The organism is Flagellimonas aequoris, assembly GCF_003584165.1.
In the GTDB taxonomy this organism is placed as follows: Bacteria; Bacteroidota; Bacteroidia; order Flavobacteriales; family Flavobacteriaceae; genus Flagellimonas; species Flagellimonas aequoris.
Window position 1 is genome coordinate 38,618 of record NZ_QXFJ01000018.1, and the last position, 24,584, is coordinate 63,201.

30 protein-coding genes are annotated in these 24,584 nt (G+C 42.6%); 25 read left to right on the forward strand and 5 right to left on the reverse strand.

Annotated features, from left to right (window positions below):
- Positions 1-756 carry a sulfite exporter TauE/SafE family protein gene (locus D2U88_RS08050; protein WP_119639845.1) on the forward strand — a complete coding sequence of 252 codons (756 nt, stop codon included), beginning with the start codon at positions 1-3 and terminating at the stop codon, positions 754-756.
- Positions 757-773: 17 nt separating this feature from the next.
- Here the strand turns inward: D2U88_RS08050 and D2U88_RS08055 are convergent, their stop codons facing one another.
- Positions 774-1,121 carry a winged helix-turn-helix domain-containing protein gene (locus tag D2U88_RS08055; RefSeq protein ID WP_119639846.1) on the reverse strand — a complete coding sequence of 116 codons (348 nt, stop codon included), beginning with the start codon at positions 1,119-1,121 and terminating at the stop codon, positions 774-776.
- A 186-nt stretch (positions 1,122-1,307) separates the two neighbouring features.
- A complete protein-coding gene (locus tag D2U88_RS08060) occupies positions 1,308-1,883 on the reverse strand; it encodes a DJ-1/PfpI family protein (RefSeq protein WP_119639847.1) in 576 nt (191 codons plus the stop codon).
- A gap of 167 nt (positions 1,884-2,050) precedes the next feature.
- Between D2U88_RS08060 and D2U88_RS08065 the strand changes: the two genes are divergently transcribed.
- The 8 genes from D2U88_RS08065 to D2U88_RS08100 all read left to right on the forward strand — a co-directional run bounded on the left by D2U88_RS08065 (position 2,051) and on the right by D2U88_RS08100 (position 8,437).
- Complete coding sequence (locus D2U88_RS08065; protein WP_119639848.1) at positions 2,051-3,253, forward strand: helix-turn-helix transcriptional regulator; 1,203 nt, start codon at positions 2,051-2,053, stop codon at positions 3,251-3,253.
- A gap of 186 nt (positions 3,254-3,439) precedes the next feature.
- Entirely contained in the window at positions 3,440-4,105 is a 666-nt protein-coding gene (locus tag D2U88_RS08070; protein WP_147378558.1) for a hypothetical protein, read from the forward strand.
- A 64-nt stretch (positions 4,106-4,169) separates the two neighbouring features.
- Positions 4,170-4,622: a hypothetical protein gene (locus D2U88_RS08075; RefSeq protein WP_147378559.1), complete on the forward strand. Its 453-nt coding sequence runs from the start codon at positions 4,170-4,172 to the stop codon at positions 4,620-4,622.
- Positions 4,623-4,639: 17 nt separating this feature from the next.
- Entirely contained in the window at positions 4,640-4,900 is a 261-nt protein-coding gene (locus D2U88_RS08080) for a heavy-metal-associated domain-containing protein (protein ID WP_119648132.1), read from the forward strand.
- Between the two features lie 26 nt (positions 4,901-4,926).
- Complete coding sequence (locus D2U88_RS08085) at positions 4,927-5,448, forward strand: general stress protein (protein ID WP_119639852.1); 522 nt, start codon at positions 4,927-4,929, stop codon at positions 5,446-5,448.
- 28 nt (positions 5,449-5,476) lie between these two features.
- Positions 5,477-6,004, forward strand: coding sequence for a hypothetical protein (locus D2U88_RS08090; protein WP_147378560.1), 528 nt, complete (start codon positions 5,477-5,479; stop codon positions 6,002-6,004).
- A 209-nt stretch (positions 6,005-6,213) separates the two neighbouring features.
- The gene (locus D2U88_RS08095) at positions 6,214-7,056 is read left to right on the forward strand and encodes an ATP cone domain-containing protein (protein ID WP_119639854.1); all 843 of its coding nucleotides are present in this window, start codon (positions 6,214-6,216) and stop codon (positions 7,054-7,056) included.
- A 10-nt stretch (positions 7,057-7,066) separates the two neighbouring features.
- Positions 7,067-8,437, forward strand: a complete 1,371-nt coding sequence (locus tag D2U88_RS08100; RefSeq protein ID WP_119639855.1) for an MBL fold metallo-hydrolase RNA specificity domain-containing protein — start codon at positions 7,067-7,069, stop codon at positions 8,435-8,437.
- 1 nt (position 8,438) lies between these two features.
- On the opposite strand, the gene upp is transcribed toward D2U88_RS08100, so the two are convergent.
- Positions 8,439-9,092: a uracil phosphoribosyltransferase gene (upp, locus tag D2U88_RS08105; protein ID WP_119639856.1), complete on the reverse strand. Its 654-nt coding sequence runs from the start codon at positions 9,090-9,092 to the stop codon at positions 8,439-8,441.
- Between the two features lie 195 nt (positions 9,093-9,287).
- Between upp and D2U88_RS08110 the strand changes: the two genes are divergently transcribed.
- The 3 genes from D2U88_RS08110 (at position 9,288) to D2U88_RS08120 (ending at position 11,482) form a co-directional block, all read left to right on the forward strand.
- Positions 9,288-10,196, forward strand: coding sequence for a DnaJ C-terminal domain-containing protein (locus D2U88_RS08110; RefSeq protein ID WP_119639857.1), 909 nt, complete (start codon positions 9,288-9,290; stop codon positions 10,194-10,196).
- 4 nt (positions 10,197-10,200) lie between these two features.
- Positions 10,201-10,491 (forward strand): chaperone modulator CbpM, encoded by a 291-nt coding sequence (locus D2U88_RS08115; RefSeq protein ID WP_119639858.1) that lies wholly within the window; start codon positions 10,201-10,203, stop codon positions 10,489-10,491.
- An 85-nt stretch (positions 10,492-10,576) separates the two neighbouring features.
- Positions 10,577-11,482, forward strand: coding sequence for a universal stress protein (locus tag D2U88_RS08120; RefSeq protein WP_235855754.1), 906 nt, complete (start codon positions 10,577-10,579; stop codon positions 11,480-11,482).
- On the opposite strand, the gene D2U88_RS08125 is transcribed toward D2U88_RS08120, so the two are convergent.
- On the reverse strand, positions 11,483-11,890 hold the full coding sequence (locus tag D2U88_RS08125; protein WP_119639859.1) for a hypothetical protein: 408 nt from the start codon (positions 11,888-11,890) through the stop codon (positions 11,483-11,485).
- 81 nt (positions 11,891-11,971) lie between these two features.
- Here D2U88_RS08125 and D2U88_RS08130 point away from each other — a divergent pair, with 81 nt between their 5' ends.
- The 11 genes from D2U88_RS08130 to D2U88_RS08180 all read left to right on the forward strand — a co-directional run bounded on the left by D2U88_RS08130 (position 11,972) and on the right by D2U88_RS08180 (position 21,115).
- On the forward strand, positions 11,972-13,513 hold the full coding sequence (locus D2U88_RS08130) for a sensor histidine kinase (protein WP_220473493.1): 1,542 nt from the start codon (positions 11,972-11,974) through the stop codon (positions 13,511-13,513).
- A complete protein-coding gene (locus tag D2U88_RS08135; RefSeq protein ID WP_119639860.1) occupies positions 13,485-14,534 on the forward strand; it encodes a response regulator in 1,050 nt (349 codons plus the stop codon). Before D2U88_RS08130 ends, D2U88_RS08135 begins: the two co-directional genes overlap by 29 nt.
- 88 nt (positions 14,535-14,622) lie before the next feature.
- The gene (locus D2U88_RS08140) at positions 14,623-15,459 is read left to right on the forward strand and encodes a universal stress protein (protein WP_182859131.1); all 837 of its coding nucleotides are present in this window, start codon (positions 14,623-14,625) and stop codon (positions 15,457-15,459) included.
- Positions 15,460-15,569: 110 nt separating this feature from the next.
- Positions 15,570-16,418, forward strand: coding sequence for a universal stress protein (locus D2U88_RS08145; protein ID WP_119639862.1), 849 nt, complete (start codon positions 15,570-15,572; stop codon positions 16,416-16,418).
- A 3-nt stretch (positions 16,419-16,421) separates the two neighbouring features.
- Positions 16,422-17,237 carry a universal stress protein gene (locus D2U88_RS08150; protein ID WP_119639863.1) on the forward strand — a complete coding sequence of 272 codons (816 nt, stop codon included), beginning with the start codon at positions 16,422-16,424 and terminating at the stop codon, positions 17,235-17,237.
- A gap of 58 nt (positions 17,238-17,295) precedes the next feature.
- Positions 17,296-18,147 (forward strand): universal stress protein, encoded by an 852-nt coding sequence (locus D2U88_RS08155; protein WP_119639864.1) that lies wholly within the window; start codon positions 17,296-17,298, stop codon positions 18,145-18,147.
- Between the two features lie 11 nt (positions 18,148-18,158).
- Positions 18,159-18,590, forward strand: a complete 432-nt coding sequence (locus D2U88_RS08160; RefSeq protein ID WP_119639865.1) for a hypothetical protein — start codon at positions 18,159-18,161, stop codon at positions 18,588-18,590.
- A gap of 53 nt (positions 18,591-18,643) precedes the next feature.
- On the forward strand, positions 18,644-19,078 hold the full coding sequence (locus tag D2U88_RS08165) for a hypothetical protein (RefSeq protein WP_119639866.1): 435 nt from the start codon (positions 18,644-18,646) through the stop codon (positions 19,076-19,078).
- Positions 19,079-19,149: 71 nt separating this feature from the next.
- Complete coding sequence (locus D2U88_RS08170) at positions 19,150-19,590, forward strand: Hsp20/alpha crystallin family protein (RefSeq protein WP_119639867.1); 441 nt, start codon at positions 19,150-19,152, stop codon at positions 19,588-19,590.
- Between the two features lie 51 nt (positions 19,591-19,641).
- On the forward strand, positions 19,642-20,085 hold the full coding sequence (locus D2U88_RS08175; RefSeq protein WP_119639868.1) for a hypothetical protein: 444 nt from the start codon (positions 19,642-19,644) through the stop codon (positions 20,083-20,085).
- 22 nt (positions 20,086-20,107) lie between these two features.
- Positions 20,108-21,115, forward strand: a complete 1,008-nt coding sequence (locus D2U88_RS08180; RefSeq protein ID WP_119639869.1) for a 2-hydroxyacid dehydrogenase — start codon at positions 20,108-20,110, stop codon at positions 21,113-21,115.
- On the opposite strand, the gene cls is transcribed toward D2U88_RS08180, so the two are convergent.
- Positions 21,110-22,516, reverse strand: a complete 1,407-nt coding sequence (gene cls, locus D2U88_RS08185) for a cardiolipin synthase (protein WP_119639870.1) — start codon at positions 22,514-22,516, stop codon at positions 21,110-21,112. The genes D2U88_RS08180 and cls overlap by 6 nt on opposite strands.
- Positions 22,517-22,670: 154 nt before the next feature.
- Here cls and D2U88_RS08190 point away from each other — a divergent pair, with 154 nt between their 5' ends.
- Together D2U88_RS08190 and D2U88_RS08195 are read left to right on the forward strand one after the other, a co-directional pair.
- Positions 22,671-23,270 carry a TetR/AcrR family transcriptional regulator gene (locus D2U88_RS08190; RefSeq protein ID WP_119639871.1) on the forward strand — a complete coding sequence of 200 codons (600 nt, stop codon included), beginning with the start codon at positions 22,671-22,673 and terminating at the stop codon, positions 23,268-23,270.
- Between the two features lie 48 nt (positions 23,271-23,318).
- Positions 23,319-24,584, forward strand: coding sequence for a TolC family protein (locus D2U88_RS08195; RefSeq protein ID WP_119639872.1), 1,266 nt, complete (start codon positions 23,319-23,321; stop codon positions 24,582-24,584).

Consider the following 24,584-nt stretch of genomic DNA (forward strand, 5'->3'; position numbering starts at 1 on the left):
ATGCCCGTTGAATACTTGCCCATAGTCTTCTTTTTGATAGCCTTGTTCTATAGTTCAGTGGGATTTGGTGGCGGATCTAGTTATTTGGCTATCCTAAGTTTGTTCCTTACCGATTTCTACGAAATCCGTTCCACGGCACTCATCCTCAATATCTGTGTGGTAGCCATCGGGACATTTGTTTTTATAAGAAACCGGGTGTTCAGTTTTAAGATGTTTTGGCCGTTTTTGGTGCTCAGTATCCCCTTTGCCTATGTGGGTGCGCAGGTCCGACTTTCCCAGAAGGCGTTCTTCCTAGTTTTGGGAAGCGCCTTGATCTTGGCAGGCGTTTTTATGCTATTGCGATTCGTCAAGCAAAAATTGGAATCCAAGGAATTCAACAACACCAAAAAGTTGCTACTTGGGGGGAGTATTGGACTGTTGTCCGGTATTTCTGGAATAGGAGGTGGCATATTCCTTTCCCCTGTTCTTAATTTGTTAAAATGGGCCAATCCAAGGATTGTGGCCTCTTTGGCATCGGTATTTATTTTAGTCAATTCCCTATCGGGGTTGGTCGGTTTGAATGTAGCCGGGACCTTTAAGTTGAACCAAGAACTTATGCTACAGCTTATTGTTGCCGTGGTGTTGGGCGGCAGTATCGGGTCCTATCTTTCCAATAAAAAATTCAATTTGAAATTTTTGGGAGTGCTTACCAGTATTTTGGTGTTGTATGTAGGCTTACGATTGATTTTGCTGCACGGCTTCGGCATCAAAATTTAAGACCAAATTTGTCTGACTCAAACCAATTGAAGGAATTTTTCTTCTCCTTCCCGCAGGGTTTCGTTCAATTTCCCCATCAATTCATTAAAGGTCTGGAGGACCGTCTTTCCGGCTTCCGTTAATTCGGCACCACCTCCTTTATTACCCCCTTTGTGTAGGATTACATAGGGTTTTTGACCCTTTTGGTTCATATCGTCTACCATGGACCATGCTTTTTTATAGGACATGCCCATGGCTTTGGCAGCCTTGCTGATGGAACCTTCTTGGTCGATATGGGTCAACAATTGGGCCCGTCCCGGTCCGAAGAACCTTTCTCCGTCAATATCGATCCAACATCGCAATCGAAGTTCTTTGTGTAATTCCATAGTCTTTCTTCAATAGTGAAACTCCAGTGCACACAAGATGGGAGCAACACATATTACTTCTCAAGTTAGCGATAAATTTTGAGGGACAATACACCTAGTTGACAAAGGAAAAGGACAATACCTGATCAGATGAAAAGGTTTTGTCCTTTTGTAAGTTTCAATGGGAAGTCGCCCATTTCTTTCCGATTAAATGGTAATCGTAGCTCCCATTAATTTCAAGAATTCACGGATGAACGCAGGATGTGCGGGCCATGCGGGAGATGTGACCAAATTACCATCCACATAGGCACCATCCACTGGGGTGTTTTGAAATTCCCCACCGGCTACAATTACTTCAGGGCCTACTGCGGGGTAGGCGGTAAGTTTCCGTCCTTTTACCACTCCGGCTGCAGTAAGAATCTGTATGCCATGGCAGACTGCGGCCACTGGTTTATCCGCATCAAAAAAATGCTTGGTAATCTCCAGAACTTTTGGATTCAATCTGAGATATTCGGGGGCACGCCCTCCGGCAATGACCAATCCGGCATAATCGGAAGGGTTTACATCGGCAAAACTGTAATTAAGGGCAAAATTATGGCCCGGTTTTTCGGAATAGGTCTGGTCGCCTTCAAAATCGTGGATGGCCGTTTTGATGGTGTCACCTTTCTTTTTATCAGGACAGACGGCATGGACGTCATAACCGACCATCAAGAGCATTTGAAAGGGAACCATGGTTTCATAGTCTTCAGCAAAATCTCCGGTAAGGAACAATACTTTTTTCATTTTTTTGACATTTATTGGATTTGAAAATAATGTATCCGTAGTACTATAAAGATACTGATGGATCGCGGGATTGTCTTGGAAAGTCATGCTAAGATTATGCTAAATCCGCTAGTTCGCCATGGTCACGTTCTGCTTTGATAAAGTTTTATTAAGATGTGGGACAGTCTATGGCACAACGCATTGGAATCCATATCTTCGAGGAGTTATTCCAGCACTCTTTCCATATGAAGGAAACATTCAACCTAGTATCACTTTTGGACACTCTGGGACTTGTACAGGGTGTACTACTGGGGATTATGTTGATTTTGATCCATTCCAGAAAACGGAAGGCAGTGTTGTACTTGGGTCTGTTCATCATCCTATTTTCTTTGGAACCCTTGGAGAATATTTTCCATGAATTGGGTGTTTTGCAAAAATGGCCCCATTTGATCTTGCTTCCCGTGAGTTTTCATTTTTTGGCGTATCCTTTGTTCTATATCTACCTGCAAAAAATTTCAATTCTTGAAGATGAAAGGCCCAGCTATTGGACCATGGTACCAGGGTTCCTGGAGTTGATTGTTGGGGTTGTGGTTTTCTTTTTGCCTTTGCATATCAAAACATGGATCAAGGATTCAAATGCCATGTTGATTTATTTTTTGCTCGGGATGGGCTATTCTCTGTTCATCCAGATCTTGGCTTTGAAATGGATCGTACGTCATCGCACGGAACTGGAGAACCAATACAGTCTCCTGTTGCACCGAAATTTAAAGTGGTCCACCTATTTCATTTATGCTAGTATTGTATTCAGTATGTTGTTCCTGCTCACTTTTCTTACGGATGACCGTTCGGTCTATATCGTTTATTCGGCAGTAAATGTGGTGTTGATTTACTGGATTTCCTACCAAGGATTTGCCCAACAGAATATTTCACCGGTTTATCATTCTGTTTTGAATGTTCCTTCGGGTGCCAAAAATGAATCTGCTAAAAATGAAGATAAGATTATAAAGGAAAACCCTGCAGACAAAAAAGTCGTTAAAACTCCTGATGAGCAGGAAATATTCAGACAAGTATTGGATCGTATTCAAGACCACATGGTAAAGAGCAGGTGTTTTACTAAGGAAGACCTTACCATTGTAGATGTTTCCGAAGCGATACACGAACATCCCCGCCGTATTTCACAATCCATAAACAGTTTGTTGGGGACCAATTTTAATAACTACATCAACAGTTTTAGGGTGGAATACGCCAAAGAGCTTTTTTCCAGTGACCAATACAAAAACCTGTCCATAGAAGGGATTGGTATGGAGGCCGGCTTTCATTCCAAGAGTACCTTTTATGCTGCCTTCAAGAAAATTGAGGGTACCACCCCGGCCAAACTTAGGCCAGAATAACCCATACAGCAACCCGTTTTATTTGATGTTTGGCTTCAGAAGGAGTTTTACGTCCTCACGTTTCTCCAAAAAAGTTCGAATTTCTGAATTCCGAACCCCAATCCCTTGAAAATACTAGGCTTTGAGAATATGCTGATGGAAATTTGTATTGACAAAATGAAGTACGAATTTTTAAAAGTTACTACAATGAAAGCAAAAATCACCAACAGTTCACTCTTGATTTTGCTGATACTTTTTTCAGTTTCATGCAAAAACAATGAGGCCAAGGAAATTGCCTTGGCAGACGAAACCACCGAAGTGGAATTACCCAATATTTCCGATGCACACTTTGAGCTGGCCCTGCAGGCAGTGCAAAACAAAGACAAGCTAAAAGCCGCTGAAGAAATCCAAAAAGGAAAAGAGGGATTGATTAATGAAAGCGGTAGGGTAATATTGACCCTAAAAGGTAAGGATCAATTGGATTCTGCCGTGTTCAACCTAGATCAAATGGCAGAGACCCTTAAAAATGGGGGAACAGTGGAAATGAACAAGCTAAGGGAGGCCATATTGGAAGCGGAACTCGTCATTAAACACAACTATCTGGTCACCGAAGATTATTATGTACTCACCTCAACAAAGAACAAGGAAGAAAACGAGGTCAGGGATGTGTTCAACAATAACATGGAAGCCTTGGATGCCTTTAATAAAGATTTGAAGGCAGATAACAAGGATACCGCCAAAAAGCTGTACGCAGAGGGCGAGAAACTTGGTAAGGAGTATAAAGAATGGTTGGAGAAAGTAAAAGTGCACAATGCCAAGACTTCTGATTTTTTGGAGAGTGAAATATTTGAAGGGAATCTACCCTTGAGATAATAGGTATCAATCAAATCCTGATGACATGAAAACGTGGTTTACATATGCAATTTGCTTGGGCTTCATGGGAATAATGAATGCGCAGGCAAGCAATACTGTGATGGAGGAGAAATTGCCCTACTATCCCAATGAAACCTATTTTACCACAGAGGTAATTGGTTTGGGAGAGGATTTTATACTGGATCATTGGCAGCAATATGTCTTGGATCATGGCGGCAGATCTGAAATTTTGGGTTACGAAAAAGGAGATTTTCAAATGGTTTCCAAAGATGTCCGGTTTACTCCCTTGGATGATGAAACGGTGACCATAAACATGAAAATGGCCCCTAATCCAGCAGAAACAGGTGTCAATCTTTCCATTAATGTTAAAAAGGACGATGGGACCTATTTGTCCCCTCGTGGGCAGGATAAGGCAATGGCCCAAAAACTGGAGAAATGGCTGCTCGATTTTAACCAAGGATTGACACGACTGGAGAAACAGGAAGTTTTCAACCATGTCATACAAAAGGGAAAATAACTATAAAACGATAAGCGATGAGTTTTCTATCAAAAAATGTAGTGCCGGATACGCGTGGTAGAATTTTTACCACCAATGCCGAAACCATGGACGATTTGGCCGAGATTAAAAGACAATTACTGAAAATGAAGGGTATTGATGAAGTTTCGATCGACCACAAAAAGTACCCAAAGGAATTGGTGGTCCGGACCAGTAAAATGGTCTCTGTGGAAAACATTCAAAAAGAGGTGGGGAAACTGGGTTTCGACATCATTCCCAAAGGTATTTTCGCCATATAATATAGTAACATAAAACATAATATATCATGAAAAACGTAACAGTGGCCATTTGCAATACGCACAATGAGGCCGAAAAAGTGGTCAAAGATTTGAACGAAGCAGGTTTCAACATGAAAAAGCTTTCCATTATCGGTAAGGACTACCATGAGGAAGATAGAGTAGTGGGGTTCTACAACACAGGTGATAGGGTAGCCAATTGGGGCAAGGCCGGAGCCTTTTGGGGAGGTATTTGGGGACTCATTTTTGGGGCAGGATTGTTCCTGATTCCTGGGGTCGGGCCAGTGGTCATGGCAGGTCCCATTGTGTCCTCGTTGGTTGGTGCCATGGAAGGGGCATTAGTGGTCGGCGGATTGTCCGCCCTTGGTGGAGCCCTCTTCAGCATTGGAATCCCCAAAGATTCCATTCTCAAGTTTGAGTCTGCACTGAAAGCGGACAAATACCTGGTATTGGCCACCGGTACCGAAGCGGAAATCGAAAAAGCCAAAAACATTATGGAATCAACCGTTTCAGATGTTACCGCGCATAGCGATAAAAAGGAATTGGTTTAATCAAAAGTAATTACAAAAAATGAGTATCATGAAAAATTTAATTATAGTGCTGTTATTGATAGGTTCATCAGCCCAAACCTATGCACAAGATGTATTTTTTAAGGCCAAATTGGATGCAGAAGAGGTGCCGGCGGCCATTGTGGAAGCTGTTGAAAAGGATTTTCCGGGTTTTTCCGTGACCGAATACGCGGCCATTCCTTTGGAAGTCGTTGACGAAGAAGTTTTTGTCGATACCACAAAGAAACCTGGATCGGAATATGATACCTACCAACTTGTACTTACCCAAGGGAACGATAGGTATTTGGATGCCACCTACAAGGTTGATGGGGAATTGTTGAGTACCGTGGAGCATCTCAAAAACGTTACACCTCCAGCACGGGTCAGAAACTCCGTGGCTGAAATGTACCCAGGCTGGACCATTGAAAAGGATGCCTTTAAAATGGTACACTATGAAGGTAAAAAAGCCAAGGAACGTTACAAATTGGTTCTTGGTAAGGACGATAAAAAAATGAAGGTATTTACCGATGAAAACGGTAAAATCCTGAAAGTATCTTGATTGTTTTTTGATTGATGTTTTGGAATGAAAGAGACCTAGCTTTCATTTTGTTAATGGAGAATGGGCAATACCAAGTTGAGATTTCAGCTAGAGTATTGCCCATTTCTTTTGCCATTAGTGTATATAGAGGTTTTTCCATATAGATTGATAAAGGTCAACTTGTTCATAGTGATGGCCGAATGTCTCATTAGGATGCGTATTTTAGTGATATGGCAAATCAGAAGATAGACATCACCAAATCTTCCGGGGAGAAGGTTAGGTTTTCCATAGATAAGTTGCAGAAATCCCTTCGGTTGAGTGGAGCCAATGAAACCACAGTGCAGGAAATTGTCAAATCGGTACAGGATGAACTATATCCGGGTATTTCTACGAGGGAAATCCACAATCGGGCCTTTGCCCTATTGAAAAAAAGAAAATCGGTTTATGCCTCCAAGTATAAATTGAAAAAGGCCATCTATGAGCTTGGCCCCACCGGTTTTCCTTTTGAGCGATTCTTGAGCGGAATCCTGCACTATTCCGGTTATCGCACCAAAGTGGGAGAGGTGTTACAGGGAACCTGTGTTTCCCACGAAATAGATGTGTTGGCCATTAAAAATGGCACCCTGAATATCATCGAGTGCAAATTTCATAGCGAGGATGGCCTCAATTGCAACGTAAAGGTTCCGTTGTATATCAATTCCCGATATCACGATGTTAAAATTCCCCTTGAGGCCAAAAAGGACAAGGATTTTGAGGACACCCTGGGATGGGTGGTAACCAATACCCGTTTTACCGCGGATGCCCTCCAATACGGAAAATGTATGGGTTTGTACCTTTTGAGTTGGGATTATCCCGAAGGTGATGGACTAAAGGACAGGATCGATCGGTTGGGACTTTACCCGATTACCGTATCGACCTTGCTCAGCAATCGGGAAAAGGATTTTCTGTTGGAACGAGATATTGTCCTTTGCCGCCAATTGTTGAAAGATAGTTTTTACTTGGACCATCTAGGGGTCTCCAACGGAAGAAAGGAACGCATCTTGGGAGAAATGAAATCGTTGTGTGTAATGTAAGGAAAACAGGATGAACAAACTTAAGATTCAATTTTTGGGCGGGGCAGGAACGGTAACAGGATCTAAATTCCATTTGGATACAGATGAAATCAAGATTCTCGTGGATTGCGGCATGTTCCAGGGACTAAAAGAACTTCGGGAGCAAAACTGGGAACCCTTGCCCGTTGATGTACCCAATATTGATGTGGTCTTATTGACGCATGGCCATTTGGACCATTGTGGATATTTGCCTTTGCTGGTTCGGCAGGGTTTTATTGGAAAGATATTGGGAACAGCGCCTACTCTTGAGATTGCAAGGATCATTTTGGAGGATAGTGCAAAAATCCATGAAGAGGAGGCGGATAGGGCGAACAGGGAAGGGTATAGCAAGCACGATCCTGCGCTGCCTTTGTATACGGAAGAAGATGTGAACCAAGCTTTAAAGCTTTTTGAAAGCATCGAGGAAGGAGAGGAAATCATCTTGTCGGAAAACTGCCGAGCCTGTTTTAAGTACAATGGACATATCATTGGTTCCACCTATATTGAGCTGCACCTTTTTGGCAAACTCTTTGTTTTTTCGGGAGATGTGGGAAGAATGCACGATGATTTGCTCAATCCGCCCAAACAGCCGAAGTGGGCCGACTATCTTTTTGTGGAAAGTACCTATGGGGATCGATTGCATCCCAAGGAAGATGTAGCGGGAATTCTGCAGGATTTGATTGATAGGACCCTTCAAGAACGGGGCACGTTGATCATCCCTTCCTTTGCGGTGGAACGTTTGCAGTCCCTGATGTACCAATTATGGAAATTATATAACAAGAATTTGATTCCCAATATCCCTGTTTTTGTGGACAGTCCCATGGGAACCAATGTGTTGGGCGTGTTCGAACATTTTTCACAATGGCACAAGCTTTCCTTGGAGGAATATCACAACATGTGCAACCATATCAACTTGGTGAGTTCCTATCGCGAAACGTGGGAAACCATAGACGACCCAAGGCCAAAAATCGTGATTGCGGGCAGTGGAATGGTCACTGGGGGCAGGGTGCTGACCTATATCAAACAATTGGCAGACTTGGAGTCGACAACCATTCTTTTGGTAGGCTATCAAGCAGAGGAGACCCGGGGTCGAAAGTTGCTGGAAGGCGCTACGGAACTCAAAATGTTCGGCAAGTATGTGGACATCAAAGCCAAGATTATGCATTTGGAAAGTCTTTCCGCCCATGCGGACCAAGAAGAACTATTGACATGGATGGGCTCCATTCAGAATATACCTGAAAAGGTCTTTTTGATCCATGGGGAAAATACCGCGATGGAAACCTACAAAACAAAAATTCACGAAAGGTTCGGGTGGGACTGCCATATTCCAAGGCTGCACGAAGTAGTGGAGCTTTGGCTCTGACTTACAATTTTACCCCATAGCTCAGGTCGCCCGCATCGCCAAGCCCGGGAATGATATACCCCTTGCTGGAGAGGGCATCATCCACGGCAGCGATCCATAGTTGGGTATCCTCAGGAAATACATTCTCTACCCTGGCCACGCCAATTTTGGAACCGATCACGGAAATAATGTGGATTCGCTTGGGTGTACCGTGTTTCTTCAAGGCATTGAGCACATTTTCCAGAGTCTTTCCAGTGGCCAACATGGGATCGGTCAAGATCAGAATTTTATCATCCAACGACGGCGCTGCGAAGTATTTTACAATCACTTCAAAATCATCACCATCGTTTGGATGGTGTCTATAGGCAGAAATAAAGGCGTTTTCGGCAGCATCAAAAAAACTTAAAAGTCCTTGGTGCAATGGAAGTCCTGCCCTTAATACGGAACATAGCACCAGTTGGTCCGAACAGAGATAGGTCTTTTTGGTTCCCAGGGGAGTGGTGATGTCGGCCTCTTCATAATCCAAGGTTTTGCTCACCTCATAGGCAAGCACCTCCCCAATACGTTCAATGTTCCTTCGGAAACGCATGACGTCTTTTTGGATGTTGACATCCCGCATCTCCGCAATGAAAGTGTTCAAAATGGAATTGGTCTGATCGAACTGGTGTACTATCATCAGAATATACTTTGGTTATCTGGTTGAATGGTTTTTGTAAAAATAAGTAGAAAGTTCGGATGGGTAGATATTCCTTTTCCTGATAACGATCATTGCAAACCTTCGCGATCTTTTTCTTATTTTGATGTGAAGTTTGCCTTGAACGGATTTTAGAAACTTCAAGGTGTTTTAGAACAGCGATTACGATATCGAATTATGGATTTTATTGATTATTACAAGGTATTGGGGATTGATAAAAATGCAAGTACCGATGATATTAAAAAAGCATATCGGAAACTTGCCAGAAAATATCACCCTGATTTAAACCCGAACGACAAGGAAGCCGAAATGAACTTTAAAAAAGTGAACGAGGCCAATGAGGTGCTTTCGGACCCGGACAAGCGCAAAAAGTACGACCAGTACGGCAAGGATTGGCAACATGCGGAGGAGTTCGAGAAAGCAAAACGTTCCAGGGCGCAAAGACCACAGGGGGATTATTCGGGATATACCTATTCCCATTCAGGGGAATCAGCACAGGATTTTTCAGATTTTTTTGAATCCATGTTCGGGGGTGCCGCTGGCTTTGGGGGTCGTGGACAAAAAGTTCGTTACCGTGGCCAGGATTATCATGCCGAGTTGCAATTATCCCTTATGGATGTGTACACGACGCAAAAACAGACCCTCACCGTAAACGGGAAGAATATCCGATTGAGCATTCCAGCTGGCATCGAGGATGGACAGACCATCAAAATCAAGGGGCATGGTGGTCCAGGGATAGAGGGCGGTCCGGCCGGTGACCTTTATATCACCTTTTCCATTGTGAACAACACGGACTTTAAGAGAGATGGTGCCGATCTATATAAAAATGTACAGATTCCTTTGGTAAAAGCAGTACTGGGAGGTGAAATGGTGGTGGATACCCTGACGGGAAAAGTAAAGTTGAAGGTTGCACCAGGTACTGATAATGGGACCAAGGTAAAACTTAAAGGGAAAGGGTTTCCCAAATACAAAAAAGAAGGTCAATTTGGGGATTTGATCCTTACCTATACCGTGAAGATTCCCAAAAACCTGACTTCGGAGCAACGTTCTCTTTTTGAAGCCTTGGAAAAAACCAACCTAGTTTAAAGACATGAAACAGGAAAACTACATATCGATCAAAACGTTTTGCGAACATCATGGGGTGCAGGAATCCTTTGTTTTCTCCATGCATGAATTTGAACTGTTACATGTTGCCCAAGACCAAGATGAGGCCCTCATCCCCATGGAAGAATTGCCTATTTTGGAAAAGATGGTGCGGTTGCACCATGATCTCGATATCAACCCGGAAGGCATCCAGGCCGTATACCATTTATTGGAGCAGGTGGAAAACCTTCAGCAGGAGGTTATGGCACTTCGCAGAAAACTGGACCGATTGGGATGACCTAAGCCCCATTAATTTAGGGATATGACCCAGGTCATAGGATGTGGCATGTACTGTTTTTAAATTCGAAATAAAATCCAGACAAATGAAAACTATCACAGGAATAGGGGTTTTGGATTTTGGATTCTTCATTCAGGAACAAAGTCCCATTGCGTTAACATCGGATATCATGAAAAAAATACTAGTGCCCATCGATTTTTCACAGCATTCGGAATATGCCCTTGAAGTGGCAGCACAGATTGCCAAGCAACATGAGGCGGGAATTTTGATACTTCACATGATCGGAGTGGCCGATTCTGTTTTGGACAACTCGGAAATCGCAGAGGAACAAGAGGCCAAATATTACTTGAAAATGGCCAAGAGCAAGCTCAAAGAATTCACTAATAAAGACTATTTAAAAGAAATTCCTGTGGAGGCCATTATCCAGAACTACAAGGATTTTAAGGAAGTGAACCAAGTGGCCCAAGAACAAAATTGTGATTTGGTGGTGATGGGTTCCCATGGTACCAGTGGCCTTTCCGATCTTTTTGTGGGATCCAATACCGAAAAGGTGGTCCGGACCTCGGATATACCTGTATTGGTCATCAAACAACGCCACCAAGACCTTAAGGTCAATAAGATTGTCTTTGCATCCGATCTGGAAAAGGAGAGCATCCCTGCTTTTAAGAAAGCATCCGCATTCGCCAGATTGTTATCAGCTTCCATTGAAATTGTGTACATCAACCATGCTGGGGCCAATTTTATGGGTTTTGATGATGTGGAAAAAAGAGTGGAATCCTTTAAAAAGGAATTGGGCGAACCGGTTGAGGTCAATTTTTACAATTACCACACTGTGGAAGGAGGTCTTTTCAATTATTGTTTCAGGAACGATGTCGATCTTTTAGTGATCCCAACCCACGGTAGAAAGGGATTGGCCCATTTTGTGGTAGGCAGTTTGGCGGAAAATGTATCCAATCACGCCAAAATGCCGGTCATGACCATTAAACTATGATCAAGTTCTGAACAACAGTTCCAATCGCCCCAATTGAATCAATTCCGCCTTGTTGCTGCCGGCAAAAGCCGAGGTGATGGCCCTAGCGGTGGACATGATCAGTTGCTTTATGTTGGGGGTGAACAGGATTTTGTTTTCAGTGTAGAACTGTTCAAATTCCTCATACATCTCATTGTTGTCCTTCCCATATTCCAAGAGCCAATCAAATACGGTTTCAATTTGAAAAGCGGCATCGGTACCAAACTCATCCTCAACGGAATCCACATCCAACCAATGGTCATGCACCACTTCGTTCAATTTTTCCATTTCTTTTACATGGATGCTGTGATCGGCCATGGCAACAGCATAAAAAAGCTTCCCTAGGTTTTGATAAAATTCATTTCCAAGTTTTTTTCCAGAATCCAACATTTTAGTAATTTTTAGTACTTATTTAATAAATATAGGCATGGAAAAAATTCCTCCCCATGACCAAAATCAGTACTTTTAGATGTGGCTGCAGAACTATTGGAAAAAAGCGATGTATTGAAGGTGATTTCGGAAGTAATCTCCGAAGGGGTGGTCATTGTTAATGATTGCCAAGAGATTGTATCCTGTAATGCTTCGGCCAATAAAATGTTCGGATATTCCGAAGGGGAACTTTTGGAAGAGCCTCTGGAAATCTTGATTTTGGAAGGGTTAAGGGAAAAGCATCGGCATGAGGTCCGCGCATTTATAAAAAAAGGGGAAGCTAGGCCCATGGGACCTGGACTGGAGCTCTATGGAGTTCGCAAGAATGGGGAGCGTTTTCCACTGGAGATAAGCCTGAACCCTTTTACACTGGCAGAAAAAGAATACGTAATGGCACTTGTGGTGGACATTACAGAGCGTAAAAAGGCGGAACAGACCATTGATTATTGGTTTCAGATTTTTGATGAATCCCTGAACGAAATCTATGTTTTTGATGCTGAGACCTTTGTTTTTATCAATGTAAACCGAGGGGCCCAGCTCAATTTAGGCTACAATCTGGAAGAATTGAACCGATTGTCCGTCTTTGACATTAAGCCCAAACTTTCCAAAGAAGTGATGAAACGCCTTGTGGCACCATTGGTCAGTGGCAAGAAGGAAAAGGTAAATTTTGAGACGATCCACAAGAGGAAAGACGGTTCGCTTTACCCGGTTGAGGTGCACCTACAGTTGTCCCATATCGGTAAAAAAGAGGTTTGTGTGGCCATTGTATTGGATATTACCGAACGAAAATACTACACCCAGCAATTGGAGAACACGGTGGAAGAGCGTACCCAACAGCTCAGGGAGGCTCTTATGGCCGAGAAAAAGCTCAATGAACTCAAGACAAAGTTCTTATCCTTGGTCTCGCATGAGTTCAAAACCCCGTTGACCAGTATTTTGACTTCCACTTCCCTGTTGTCCAAGTATACCGAAACTGAACAACAGGACAAAAGGGACAAACATATCAACACCATCAAATATAAGGTGCGGCATTTAGACAATATTCTCACGGATTTTCTTTCCATCGAGCGATTGGATACAGGAAAGGTCAACTACAATGTCACAATTTTTCCATTGAGCAAGTTGGTCAACGAGGTCATTTACGATTCCAATACACTTTTAAAGGAAGGCCAACATATCCGATACCCATTGAACATTGAGGGCATGTCCCTAGAATTTGATGAAAAGATCATGACCCTTGCCTTGTCCAACCTGGTACACAATGCCATAAAATATAGCCCTGAGGATACCGAAATCGACCTTCAGGTAATCAAGGATGGGAACAATCTGCAGATCAACATAAACGATCAGGGACTTGGAATACCGATGGAGGACCAACCCTTTATTTTTGATCGGTATTTTAGGGCGAGTAATGTCCTTACCGTCCAAGGCACTGGGATAGGCCTGAACATTGTAAGACAACACATGCATAATCTTGGAGCCAACATCACCTTTAAAAGTGAGTTGGGCCAGGGCTCCACATTTACACTGCACATACCAATAAAAAACAAGGAAAATGAAAAAAGTGCTACTGGTGGAGGATGATACCTCTTTGCGGGAGAATGTAGAGGAACTTCTGGAACTTTCGGGCTTTCGTGTTTTTACGGCCTCCAATGGTAAAATGGCATTGGAACTGGCCAAAAAGGAGCGACCCGATATTGTACTATGCGATATCATGATGCCCGAAATGGATGGCTATGAAGTACTTGAACAAATGTCCTTATGTAATCAAACCAGGCATATTCCCTTCATTTTTGTGTCTGCCAAGACCGAACGCTCAGAGGTCCGAAAAGGAATGGACCTTGGGGCAGACGATTATCTGACCAAACCCTTTGAGGAAGACGAGCTCTTGGGGGCCATCTATTCGCGTTTGGAAAAAGCGGAACAATTGGAGAATACCTTTTTGGAACGGGCAAAACCCCATAATGAAGGAAGTGACATCAGATCGCTCAATGAATTGAAGAATTTTTTTGATGATCATGGACAATTGTTCACTTTTCGTAAGGACGAGACCATTTATACCATAGGTGACCATTCCAACATGGTTTATCTAATCTTAAAAGGGGTGGTAAAAAGCTGTGGTCTGGATGAGGAGGGTAAAGAACTTATTACCTCCATTTATTCCGAAGACGATTTTCTTGGGTTTACCTCCCTTACGGAAAACCTTCCCTACCAAGAATATGCCGTGGCCATTGAAGATGTGCAACTGGCAGGGATCCACAAGGAAAAGGTGAAATCCATTCTGGAAGAGAACAAAAGTGTTTCCTTGGAACTGATGGATGTCATTGCGGAGGATTTGGTACACATCAAAAAGCAGCTTTTGCAAATGGCCTATAGCTCGGTTCGCAAGAAAACGGCGCAGACCCTATTGATGTATTCCAAGGCCATGAACAGGGGAAAGGACAACCCCCTTAAAATAGCGCGTAGCGATTTGGCAGGTGTGGCGGGGATTGCCACGGAAAGTTTGATCAGAACCTTGTCCGATTTTAAGAACGAAGGGTTGATCGCCATAGAAAATAGGAATATTGTGGTTCTGGATAGGGAAGCCCTTGAACGCGTGCATTAAATCTGTCACCATCAGGTAAAAGGTCATGATATTTATCATTCCGTTTGTTTTATGGAATGATAAACTTGTGCCCACATTCAGATACCTGATGAAGAATATATTGATTCCCACGGATTTTTCTGAAAACTCCACCAATGCTCTAAAATATGCCCAGATGCTATTCGGTTCCGTGGAGTGTAGTTTTTATTTGCTCTACGTAGGCTCTCTCCTAGATACTAAGATTGAAGGTGAGGCCACCATGGGTGTTGAAATCGGTCCTACTGAAAACACCAAACAAAAGTTGGCCGACTTGGTGGAACTGACCAGAAAATCCAGCACTCGACCAAATCATTCCTTTTATTCCCTTCATGAGTATGGTTTCTTTATCCCGACTATTAAAAAACATGTTGAAGGCCAACATATAGACCTCATAGTTATGGGGACCAAAGGGGTTTCGGGCATTCAAGAAAAAGTGGTCGGCAGCAATGCTGGGGATGTGGTGACCAAGGTACAGTGCAACACTTTGGTGGTGCCAAACAATGTTGAGTTTTCCAAGCCTATTGAAATAGCTTTTCCCACAGATTATAATATTTTCTATTCCCATGAGATTTTACGTTCCATGGCAGAGATGTTACAGTTGGGCGATGGAAAATTCAGGATTATGAACACAATAAAAGGAGGAGATAAACTCAACGATGAGCAAGAAGCTAACAAGGAATATCTTCTGGATTTTATGGAGGAATCATTCCCTGGACGTTACAGTGCCCATACCATCACCAACAAGAGCGTCAAGTCGGCCATTCAGTGTTTTGTGGAGAGTCGTGATATCGATATGATGTTCATGGTGGCCAAAAACCTGAATTTCATCCAACTCATCCTTTTTGATTCTCTTGTGGAGCAGATCAGTTTCCATACCAAGGTTCCCTTTTATGTAATCCATCAATAAGTAGGGAAGGTTGGCCCCTAACTTTTTATGACAAGTGATGGAAATCATAGTATGTAACAGCTCAGGTTTATAGTTTTATCACATATTAAGATTTGACAAGGATTTGAGCCATGATGAAGATAGTTTTGCCCACCGATTTTTCCGAAAACGCGTTCCATGCCATCAGCTATGCTGCGAGGTTGTTGGAGAACACCACCACTGTATTTTATTTGATGCATACCTATACCCCGCCCGTATACCGGGTAGACTATGCATTGGGTAGTCCCGGTCAAATGGGTCTTCCAGACGATTTTAGATATGCAGCCGAAGCACAGTTGGACAAGACCAGGGAGCGAATCAAAGAACAGTTTGATAATCCCAAACACACCTTTATCACCCATGCCGCTTTCAATACGTTGGAAGATGAGATCCGGCTTTTTTCCATGAAGGAGAATGTAGATTTGATCATCATGGGCACCCAAGGAGCAACCGGGGCAACAGAAATTCTTTTTGGATCCAATACGGTCCATGTACTGAAACGAACACAAATCCCTGTGCTTGCCATTCCTGCAGATTATGAATTCGAAGCGCCAGAAGAGATTTTGTTTCCGACTGACCTCGAAGTGGATTTTGACAAGGTGGATATAGCGTTTCTGTTGGAGTTTGCCAAACTATGGCACTCTAAAATCCATATCATGCACGTTGCCTTGCCGGAAGGTCTTACGGAAGAACAGGAGAACAATAGAGCTAAACTGGAAGGATTGTTGTTGGAGCACAATCATGCGTTTCACAATCTGCCTGATCAAGAATTGATCATGGCCATAAATTCTTTTCAAGAAGAAATTACTGCCGAAATCCTGGTCATGGTCAAAAATAAGCATACGTTCTTGGAACGTCTTTTTATGGAGCCCGTCATCAAAAATGTCGGACTGCACAGTACAATTCCTTTTTTGGTACTTCCCTATAACCTAAAAACCTGAGCCATGTTACAAGTTTTGGTCCCTACGGATTTTTCCAACAATTCATACAACGCCCTGTACTATGTGGCAAAATTGTTCAAAACCAAGGAATGCATTTTTCATTTGATAAATGTGTGTGGGGTACTGGGTAATGTTGACATCGAAACGGCACAAGTGGAATCGACCCAAGGGTTGGATGCCATGACCCATAGATTGGTTCGTGATGTTGGGAACAATACCAAGCATCATTTTGAAAAAGTGTCCTTGTGTCGTAATATGACCAAGGGAGTTGCGGACTATGCCAAAGAGCATCCTATAGATTTGATGGTCATTGGGAACAAGGCCAAAGAAGAGGGGGCAAACATCATGTTCGGTAACAATGCCATGCAATTGGTACGGGAGGTCAAACAATGCCCCGTACTCATTGTTCCCTTGGAAATTGATTTTAAAAATGTGGATAAGATGGCATTCATATCCAATTATGCCAATCCTATTGCGGAGGAAAACGTGAAGGCCCTTTTGTTTTTTTCCAATCTTGTGGATAGTTCCTTGGTGCCCATGAGCATTGAGGAAGGCAAGGGTACCGATGCCATGGCCAAGAACAAGGCGAAGTTTTTAAAGGCGGTGTCCAAGAATCTTTCAAAAGAGGTGGTGTTACCGGTGTTCGAAGACAAGGTCAGGACCATTTTGGAATTTGTGGAACTGTGGAACATCGATATGCTTTGTATGGTGTATTATCCCCATCATTTTTTCTTGGAATTTATTGGAAAAGGAATCATTAAGGATTTGAATACCAAGCTTTCCGTTCCCTTCCTGATCCTTCCTGACAGACCAAAGTGACCTATATCATGGTGCATTTTGGGAGTTCTGAGTAGCTTTAATCAAAAACCTAAAAGCCATGGACAAGCGAGTGTTGTTGCCCACAGATTATTCAAAAAATGCACTGAACGCCATCAGGTATGCCTTTGAACTTTATAAAGACGTTCGATGCGATTTTTATCTATTGAATGCATTCCATGTTTCTGGGTACAATCTGGATAGCATGCGGGTGCCCGAAGTTGGGGAGCCTTTATATGAGGCCGCCAAACAAGAAGCAGAGGATGGCATGGCCCATTTGATGGAACAACTGGAAATCCATCCTAAGAACGAGAAGCACACCTTGCACACTATCATCACGTTTAACAGTCTGTCCGAGGCTATTCGCAATGTGATAGAAAAAAAGGACATCAACATTATTGTGATGGGCACCAAAGGTGTAACGGATGCCAAGGCAAGGGTATTTGGTACCAATGCCGTCTCTGTAATGGAGCGGATAAAAAAATGTCCGGTAATCGCCGTACCAACGGACTATTCCTTGGAACCACCAAAGGAAATGGTCTTCCCGACCGATTATAAGACCCATTTTAAAAAACGTGAGCTCGATTACATGATCGAAATTGCAAAACTACACGGTGCCAAAATCAATGTGTTGCATATAGATAGGGACAAGGACGGTAAACTGAACAGGGAGGAAGAAGAAAACAAAAAACTGTTGCTGGACATTTTGGAAGGAACCGATTACGAAACACATTTTTTGTCCTCGGTAAAAGTGAGCAAGGGTATCAACCTGTTTGTGGAAAGCAAGGACTGTGACATGATTGTTTTCATGAACAGGAAACATTTGTTCTTCGGAAGCATCCTATCCAATCCGTTGGTCAAGGAAATAGGTTATGATCCCAAGGTGCCCATATTGGAACTGAATGATAATTGAAAATTAAGAAGATGAAAAAAGTTGGAATTTGGCTGGACAAGAAGGAAGCCATGGGAGTGGTATTGGAAGATGGAAAGGAAAAGTTTTTCAATATCGATTCCGAATTGGATTTTTTTAACCCGAAAGGAGGGTCGCGCTCCAAAACAAAATGGGGACCCCAGGACGTGGTCCAGGACAGTAAATATTTGGAAAGGGAAAAACACCAATTGAAAAACTATTTCGATACCATTGCCGAAAAAGTAGAGGATGCCGATCAATTGGCCATTTTCGGACCTGCTGAGGCTCCGGAAAAGTTCATGGCCGAACTGGAAGATAACTATCCCGAACTGGCCCAAAAGGTAACCGTCTCCGAAAAAACGGACAGTATCACCAAGAACCAGTTCAAGGCCATGGTAAAACAAACCTTTGGCATGGATGATCGATATCCGGAAAAATCCATTTAGAACCACCTAAATGATTAAAATCATTTCATAAGAACCGACCAAACCATACATTCATGGGAACCTTAGAATTTAAAACTATGGTTATGGTCAAGTTGGGTAAAATAGGGGAATTGCACAAAGAACTGCAAAATTGGAAATCTTACCTGCAGTTCATTGATGATGAAATGGTCTTCATCCAAAGGCTGTTGAACTCCTACATTTTTGAACCTAGAACCCCGAATCTTTTCGAGAGGTTGGAGGATTTCAAGCAGGAATTCCACGATTCCAAGATAGAAAAGAACCAATTGAAAAAGGCCATACTGGAACACGAGAAACATCTTGGAGGCCTGGTAGAATGCACTTCTGATGATTGTGATTCCCATTATTTTGAGAAACATCTCGAATTTAAGGACGCGATGAGTGCTTATATAGAGAGTTACCTCAAACTCAAGCACAAGGTGTACAGTTATGCGGGATCGGTACTTAAGCGAAAAAAACCACAGGATTGACATGCAGCGCAATGTTAAAAAGCATTGGCACATGATGTATAACACAGATTCATTAATCTAAAATTTTAATTATGTCACTGGTTAAATTAAACGGAAAGCGATTTCCATGGAATGAGAGCTTGATCGATTTTTTTAATCGAGACACTTTTATTGACGATGATTTTTTCAATCTGGAAAAATCCCTCCCATCAATGAACGTGAAGGAGCACGACGATGATTTTGAAATTGAGATTGCCGCCCCTGGGTTTGACAAGAAAGATTTCAACATCACCATGAAAGATGACGTTTTGGAAGTTTCTGCACAAAAAAGCAAGGAAGAAACCGAAAAAGACGAAGACTACACCCGAAGGGAGTTCAATTACAATTCGTTCACACGAACTATGCAGTTGCCCCATTCGGTAGATCAAAAAAAAGAAGTAAAGGCCACTTACAAAAATGGAATCTTGAAGCTCAATCTTCTTAAAATGGAAGAAGCCAAGGAAAAACCCAAAAAAGTAATTGAAGTGGTGTAAAGACGAACACGCGGCAAGTGGGTTTTCCATTTGCCGCATAAACCAAAAGCTATGAAGACAAAAATCCAAAAAGGGACCTTTAGAGAATGGCTTACGGCAGAAGAACTGCACGAAGAATCCAAAAAATGGTCTTCTGAATTAAAATTCGCCAAGGACGAGCAAAAATTCCTGAACAGTATGGTCAAGGACTATACATTGGACATTATCGATTCGGACATGTTCAACACCGTACAACCAGTAGTGGAAGCCATGAACAAATCCGAAAAAGAGTTGGTCGACCTATTCAAAAAAGTACAGTTGCATGAGAACCAACTTCAGATTATGGTAGATGATGTGAACCAGAATAGGATGGAAAATGCTTATCTGGATACCCATGCCGACCTTGAAAAGGAAATGGAACGCTATTTCATCAAATATCGTGAGGCCAAGAACAAAATATTCGATATCGTATCGCAAGTGATCAAAAGGAAAAAACAAAAAAGGTTATTGAATTAATAGCCTGTCTAGCAAGAAAATTATGAAAGTACTGGTTTACAGTGCCAAGGATTTTGAGATGGATAACCTCAAAAAGGCAAATGGAGAAAAGCATAAAATCAAATTCGTGCCCGAGGCTTTGGATGCCACAACGGCGGTCATGGCTGCGGGCTACGATGCCATTTCCATTTTTTCAAACGATGATGCCTCTTTGGTCGTACTCGAAATCTTGAAGGAACTTGGGGTCAAATACATTACCTTGAGGGCTACCGGTTACAATAATGTAAGTGTAAAATCCGCCAAGCGTATTGGGCTCAAGGTGGCCTATGCCCCGGAATATTCGCCCCACGCGATTGCGGAACATGCTGTAGGGCTTTTATTGGCCCTGAACCGTAAATTGGTATTGGCCCACGAGCAGGTAAACCAGTATAATTTTTCATTGGACAATTTGGTAGGGTTCGATTTAAATGGAAAAACCGTGGGCATTTATGGGACCGGAAAAATAGGTTCCATATTGGTAGGGGTCTTCCATGCCTTTGGATGCAAGGTTTTGGCCACGGACCTGAGAAGGAACCTCTATTTGGAAAACCATTATGACCTGGAATACCTTCCTTTGGAAGAAATGTGCAGAAGGGCAGATATTATAAGCATCAATGTTCCACTCACCTATGAGACCCATCATGCTATCAATGCTTCTGTGTTCAATGCGATGAGAAAAGGAACTTATCTGGTGAACACGGCCCGAGGTGGAATTGTCAAGACCGATGATCTGATCGAGGCACTTCAAAAGGGAATCCTTGGAGGTTATGCTACCGATGTATATGAAGGGGAACGAGGCATATTCTTTAAGGACAACAGTAAAAGGGGAATCGATGATCAAAAACTCAAGGATCTCATCGCCATGCCCAATGTGCTCCTAACGCCACACCAGGCTTTTGCCACCAAAGAAGCCTTGGAGAGGATTGCGGAAACCACGATTTATAATCTGGATTGTTGGGAAGAGGGCAGGAGCTGTAAAAATGAACTGGGCTACGAAACCTATGTCTCATAAAAGAGGGCTCAACAATTTGGCAAACCCCTCAATCAATTTATTGATCCATGGTCGTTGACTGAATTTACGATAGTCATTCAGTACTTTGGATTTGTCGCAGTCTTCCAAAAATTTCTGTTTCATCCTTTGACAAAGTGCCGAGTCATAAACAAAGGCCTGCGCCTCGTAATTCTGTTGAAGGCTACGGTTGTCCAAGTTGGCCGTTCCTATGCTGGCAATCTCGTCATCACAGAGCATCACTTTGCTGTGAAGAAAACCGTCCGCATGCAAGTAGACTTTTATACCCGCTTTTAGGTAAGATTCGTAATAAGCACGAACGCACCAGTCCACCAATTTAATATCCGTTGTGGAAGACATCAAAAGCCTCACATCAACACCACTCAATGCAGCGGTCATCAAACCCTGCAAAATGGCATGGTTGGGGATAATGTAGGGGTTTACGATATAGAGGTATTTTTCGGCACTGTTGATGATGGAAAAATAAACTTGTTCCATAACGTCAAAATCGTCGTCAGGGCCACTGGGCACAATTTGAAGGGGAGTTTGGGAATTGGAAACTTTTGCGACTTTAAAACTAGAGTTATCCACTTTTTCACCACTGGCCAAATACCAATCGGTGATGAAGATACTATTCAGGAAATCAACGGCTTCCCCCTCAATTTTTAAATGGGTATCATGCCATTTCCCCAAAGAGGGGTCGCCTTTAAGGTACTTGTCGGAAATGTTGATACCCCCCGTAAACCCAACCTTGTTGTCCACCACAATGATCTTACGGTGGTTCCGGTAGTTGAGGGCGGTCAGAAACCGGCCAAACCGGAAAGGGAGGAACTGTGCCGTTTCCACGCCGATTTCCTTTAGTTTTTTCAGGTACTTTTTGCTAAGGGAATAACTTCCAATGCCATCATATAAAAGTCGAATGGTGACATTTTCTTTGATTTTTCTCTTAAAGATATCCAGCAGCTTGTCCGCAAGCAATCCATCTTCATAAATGTAATACTGCAGATGAATATGTTCCTTGGCACCTTCCAGGGCTTCAAAAATACTTTCGAAAGTGATTTTTCCATCTTGTAACAGGCTGAGTTCATTGCTGCAGGTAACCGGGCATTTGACTGTTTTTTGAATGAGTTTGGTTATTTTTTGCTTATTGGAGGATATATCTGGTATGCAGTCTTTGTATGGTATTTCGTCCCTGTGGTTGAATGTATTCTTTAAGGAAAACATTTTGCTCTTTCTCCTGTTTCTACCGAACAAAAGATAGAGCAGAACACCACCGACTGGAATGGTAAAAATGGCCAACAGCCATGCCAGTGTCTTACTGGGCCTCACCCCGTTCAACAATAAGCTGACCACCATGATCAAGGCAATCAGGATGTATATTCCTATGAGAATGGGTATGAGCATCTATTTGGATGGGTTCATATATCAACAAAGATACACTACTTCCTATTTTGGGGTCATGATGGAAATCAGATACTTAAAATATTTGAACAATTGTTTTAATCATTTGTTCAATGTTTGATTTTGTTTTGTACTTTTGTGATGGAATACAGGAATTATGACAGAGAACAAACTGGATACGGAGGAAAAAATCAAGGCGGCTGCCGCAAAGTTGTTCACACAAAAAGGATATGCCGCGACCAAAACTAGGGATATTGCCGAGGAGGCAGGCATCAATCTTTCTTTATTGAACTATTACTTCCGAAGCAAGGAAAAACTGTTCAACCTGATCATGGGTGAAAAGATCCGTCAGTTTTTTGGAATTGTGGTCCCCGTCATCACGGATGCCAGTTTAGATCTTGAATTGAAGATTGAGCTCTTTGTGGAGAAATATATCGAAACCCTGACCCAAAACCCCGACCTGCCCATTTTTGTGTTGAACGAAATCCGCAATAATCCCAAACATTTTGTGGAGGAAATTGGGGCAAATAAGATTTTGATGAGTTCATCATTGATGAACCAGATCAGGGCAAAAAATCCAGAAATCAACCCAGTACATTTCATCATGAACCTTATGGGGATGTCTGTATTTCCCTTTTTGTCCAAGCCTGTTTTTATGGCTTCTCAAGTTATTGATGAAAAGAGCTTCAAAGCACTTATGGATGAACGTAGGAAACTGATACCCATTTGGATGAATGCCATATTGGGAAGTAAATAAATTTTTTTGTCTAAAAATTGGTCAAATGATTAAATCAAAATATCAATCATGAAACGTACAAGCTCACTGACCGTTTTACTGCTTTTGTTCGGCATTGTGGTGCAAGCACAATCCCTGGAAAGCCTCACCTTGAGAGAGAGCTACAACATGGCGCGGTCCAATTATCCCTTGATTCGGCAGCAAGGCCTGATACAATCGGCATCCGACTTTAACGTGGAAAACATTCTTAAGGGAAACCTACCACAGGTAAACCTTAATGCACAAGCCAGTTACCAGACCGAGGTCACCCGGTTGCCCATAGAGGTTCCCGGAATGGATGTGCCGGTTTTGGATAAGGACCAATACCAAGTGTATGCGGAGATCAATCAAAAATTGTTCGATGGGGGCAAAACCGAAAAGAAAGTCAAGGTTCAAGAAGCACTCCAAGATATTGAAGAGGGACAATTGGAAGTTCAATTGTATGACATTTATAAACGGGTAAGCCAATTGTATTTTGGCATTTTATTGGCCAAGGAACAAATATTGCAAAACGACCTGCAAGAAAAAGACATTCAGTTGGCCATGGACAGGGTACAGACCCGAATCCAAAATGGAGCTGCCATTGAGAGCGATCTTTTTACGCTAATGGCCAGTCAATTGTCCATCCATCAAAGGACAACGGAACTGATTTCCCTTAAAAAGGCTTACTATCAAATGCTATCCATCTTTGTTGGTAAGGAAGTGGATGAAGAAACTTTGTTGACCAGACCGCAAGAGACCATGGATATAGGTGGTATCAACCGGCTGGAAGTGGGCCTTTTTGACAAACAAATGTCCCTGCTCGATTTGCAATCCAGTCTTTTGAACACCAAGATTACCCCAAGCCTTTCCCTTTTCGGTAGGGCTGGATACGGAAAACCTGGCTTGAATATGCTCAGCAACGAATTCGATTCCTATTTTTTGGGAGGGGCACGTTTGCAATGGCCATTGTTTAATCTGTACACCAACAAAAAGGAGAAGGAAATCAACAAAATTGAAAAGGAAAAACTCCAGACCCAAAAGGAGACCTTTCTCTTCAACACCAAAATGGAATTGACCCAGCAGCATACCGAAATAGACAAGTTTCGAAAGCTTTTGGAAATGGACGATTCCATCATTGAGAGCTATGCCAAGGTGAAGGATGCCTCCCTGTTCAAATTGGATAATGGCACTATCGATGTGAACGATTACATCCGAGATGTGAATCAGGAAAGCCGGGCCATACAGAACAAACTGTTGCACGAGATTCAGTTGCTGATGAAGCTAGAAGAATTGAAAATAACCCAAGGAATTTAA